At 53.5% G+C, this 2,925-nt stretch carries 4 protein-coding genes; all 4 read right to left on the bottom strand.

What is annotated here, in order from left to right; genetic code table 11:
* Nucleotides 1–289: 289 nt before the first annotated feature.
* Nucleotides 290–1,222 carry a hypothetical protein gene (locus tag BMZ91_RS20895; RefSeq protein WP_092842498.1) on the bottom strand — a complete coding sequence of 311 codons (933 nt, stop codon included), beginning with the start codon at nt 1,220–1,222 and terminating at the stop codon, nt 290–292.
* 516 nt (nt 1,223–1,738) lie between these two features.
* The gene (locus BMZ91_RS20890; RefSeq protein WP_092842497.1) at nt 1,739–2,029 is read right to left on the bottom strand and encodes a HigA family addiction module antitoxin; all 291 of its coding nucleotides are present in this window, start codon (nt 2,027–2,029) and stop codon (nt 1,739–1,741) included.
* A gap of 12 nt (nt 2,030–2,041) precedes the next feature.
* Nucleotides 2,042–2,323, bottom strand: coding sequence for a type II toxin-antitoxin system RelE/ParE family toxin (locus tag BMZ91_RS20885; RefSeq protein ID WP_092842496.1), 282 nt, complete (start codon nt 2,321–2,323; stop codon nt 2,042–2,044).
* Between the two features lie 134 nt (nt 2,324–2,457).
* Nucleotides 2,458–2,925, bottom strand: a 468-nt coding sequence (locus BMZ91_RS21595) for a hypothetical protein (RefSeq protein ID WP_177193954.1), incomplete at its 5' end; no start/stop codon positions are given.

Genomic DNA, 2,925 nt, shown 5'->3' with positions numbered 1-2,925 from the left:
TTCTCCCGCCTCGCCGACCTCGTCGAGGGAACCCGCATCGCAACGTCGCCGCCACACGACTTGTGGGTAACTGCAAGCTTCAGACACCGCATACGATGGATCGGGGGATGACGCATTAGGGGGCAGCTACGGTCGGGAGGCGCCGACCTTGCTGCCGTCCGATCTATCCGCACCAAAGATCGCTCCCGTCCCACAACTGCTCTGGGTGCTGAAACAGGAATGTTCACAGCCCAACAGAGCTCGCATCTTTAATAGTCAAGTATGCCAATGGGCCAGTGGCGACCTGCTTTCAGGCGATGTCTAGCTCCCATTGCCCAATATTGAACCACCCCTCGGCCATGAGCGTGGTTATGGGCACGCGTTGTTCGTCGCCCAGTGCCTCCAAGATACCTCGCATTATTCGGGGGAATGCTATCTGCGTAAAAACGTCATCGGGAAGTTCGTCTACTGTCGTGGTCAGCGGCTTGTTGTACATCTTAACGCGCTTGGCCTTTATGTCCTCAATGGATTTCAGCGCCAGATCGTTCAGGTATGCTGAAAGACGCTCGTCGCGCACGTTGTCAGGTGGGTGCATTCGAAGAAATAGACTGCTTGTGTTCGGCCTTGATCCTGGCGCAGTCATCACCTCGTTGACGAAGCCAGCGATACAGTCGGCAGCTAGCTTTGGCTCCTTTACTCGGTAAAGGTAAGTGCGCAGCTCTGTCATAGTACACATGCGAGCGACCCCCTCTTGCGCGGCATCTTCGCGCCGCTTCAAGCCACGAAGTTGCTGGCGGAGTGCGAGGCGTTGCTCACGCTGGGTCGCGGACTGGGGGTTCTCACTGAAAGCGGCAATCTTCAGATTAAGGCTATCGGTCTCGCGATCACGGATGACGATGTGTCCGTTGGGCCAATCCTGAAAATCTTCCCACAGCTCTTGGAAATCCAGAGAAAGCTCTGTTTTAGTTTTTTCGAGTCGACCGCGCGTAGTGTACCAAGTGCCTAACAATGGGGATCGGGACGCGCTTCCCTTCGGCCCAAAGTGCTTTTCTGCAACTTGGAGGTCTTTCAAGGCTCGCCGCAAAATTTCGCCCCAGCCAAGGAGGACAACTTCGAAGGACTTGTTCTTTTTCTGCTTCTCATTAACGCTTCGCACATGCGCTAGAAGTGCGGTGTCGTCCGGAGCGGTGGTGAGGATATAGAATTTCTTAAGCTTGGGACGGAACTTCTGAGCCGCCAGCAACTCATTATCGATTTGCTTGGTAGTGAGCCGAGAAACTGGCCACCTTGACCGCCTTTTGCATTGTAAGCCAATGGGATAAATCGCGCCATGTCGACCTACGATGTCTACGCCATCCTGCCGTTAGCCAGCACGGCCGTGTCTGACCATTGCCGGGTCCTGCCAAGACGACTGGAAAACATCGGCACACAGTTCTTCGAACTGTTCCCAAGATCGTGGAGGCGGATAATCGGCAAGAATATGCATAAGGCGGACAAACTTGGTTAACGAAACTGTGCTATGTCTAGCATTAAGGCATCCTTTAATCGACAGGACATTTCCCATGCTGCCTTTAGCTGCTTGGGCGGCGAAGTTCGGCATCAGAGGTGCAAGAGCGAGCCGTCGACGGTCTTTCTGCGCATTGCTGCCATTTGCGAACTGTGCAGCAACCGCCACTCCATGCTCCAAGTTGGCATTAACGCCGCATGAACCCCTGCGACGTAAGCGCAAGATTTCATTACGATACGCTACTGACACCCACTAGGCGGCAACGAGCGGTTCAATGTCAGATATGTCAATTTCCTTCGCTGCCAGAGCCATGTCGTAATTCGTCTGCAAGTTCACCCAGTAGGCCGGGGTCGTATTGAACACACGGGCCAAGCGCAGCGCCGTGTCAGGCGTAATTCCGGTCGTGCCCTTGATCAACCGCTCGATCCGCGTCCGAGGCACACCCAGACGCCGCGCAAACGCGATTGCCCCCATATCCAGAGGATCAAGGTAAAGCTCTTTCAGAACTTCACCAGGGTGCATTGGCTCTTCAAGCAGGCTCATCAGCGTATCCTCTCAATGGTAGTCGACAATCTCGACATCGGCGGGGCCGTTCGGGGTCCAGACAAAGCAGATGCGCCATTGCCCGTTGATCCGTACGGAATGTTGCCCTGCCCGAACACCTTTCAGTTCTTCCAGGTGGTTGCCGGGTGGAAAGCGTAAATCCTCCACAACAACCGCAGCGTCCAGCGCCGAGAGCATCGCCCGCGTGCGCTTCACCAAGTCACCGGGGAAGCCTTTGCCGTATTTGCCTTTCATAGCGTTGGTGGCGAGCTTGCCCTTGGTGCTTTGGATCATGCTAGACATGTATCATTGGGAGGCACATGTGTCAAGATGCGATACCGATTTCTGGTTAACTGCACCCTCTATGTACCCAAAAAACCAATCCGACCACAGCGAGCGCTCAGTTGAAATTGTCCCACCAACACATATCATTCCAGTTTATGCTCAAGTTTTGACCAATACAGTTGCTGAAATCCGCGGATCTCATAGGCATGCTGTAGGCTTCGCTTGAACCTCAAGCAGTAGTCCCAAAACGATACCAAGAAATAGTGCCCAACATTTTTTAGGACTTGATAGCGTACTACATCATCCAGTGCGCTTGCCCTCAGCCACCCATAGATAGAGGGAGCCACCTGCTCGAACAAATCAATTGACGCACTTTTTTCATCGGCGAAGGCAATGTTGAGTATCGTGGCGTAAAGGTGTTGTTGAAGCTTCAACGGAGCATCTTCTTTAGCCTTACTAAGAAACTGCTTCCAGACTTCTGCATCCCCGACTGTTTCCGGTGGAATAGCCCCCTGTAAGTGGTCCACCACCTGGGATAGATTTGTCCCGTAACTTGGAGGATCAGCGATGGCTGGAAAACGAGAGAAACCCGAAGATATTGTATCGAAGCT

Source organism: Roseovarius lutimaris (assembly GCF_900115165.1).
GTDB classification, from domain to species: Bacteria; Pseudomonadota; Alphaproteobacteria; order Rhodobacterales; family Rhodobacteraceae; genus Roseovarius; species Roseovarius lutimaris.
The sequence above is the reverse complement of the archived record's forward strand: the minus strand, read 5'-3'. Positions and strand labels throughout refer to the sequence as shown.

What these genes read in the sequence shown, in the direction of transcription:
- BMZ91_RS20890 (WP_092842497.1), bottom strand. Translation starts at nt 2,029, where the DNA reads ATGAGCCTGCTTGAAGAGCCAATGCACCCTGGTGAAGTTCTGAAAGAG.
- BMZ91_RS20885 (WP_092842496.1), bottom strand. Translation starts at nt 2,323, where the DNA reads ATGATCCAAAGCACCAAGGGCAAGCTCGCCACCAACGCTATGAAAGGC.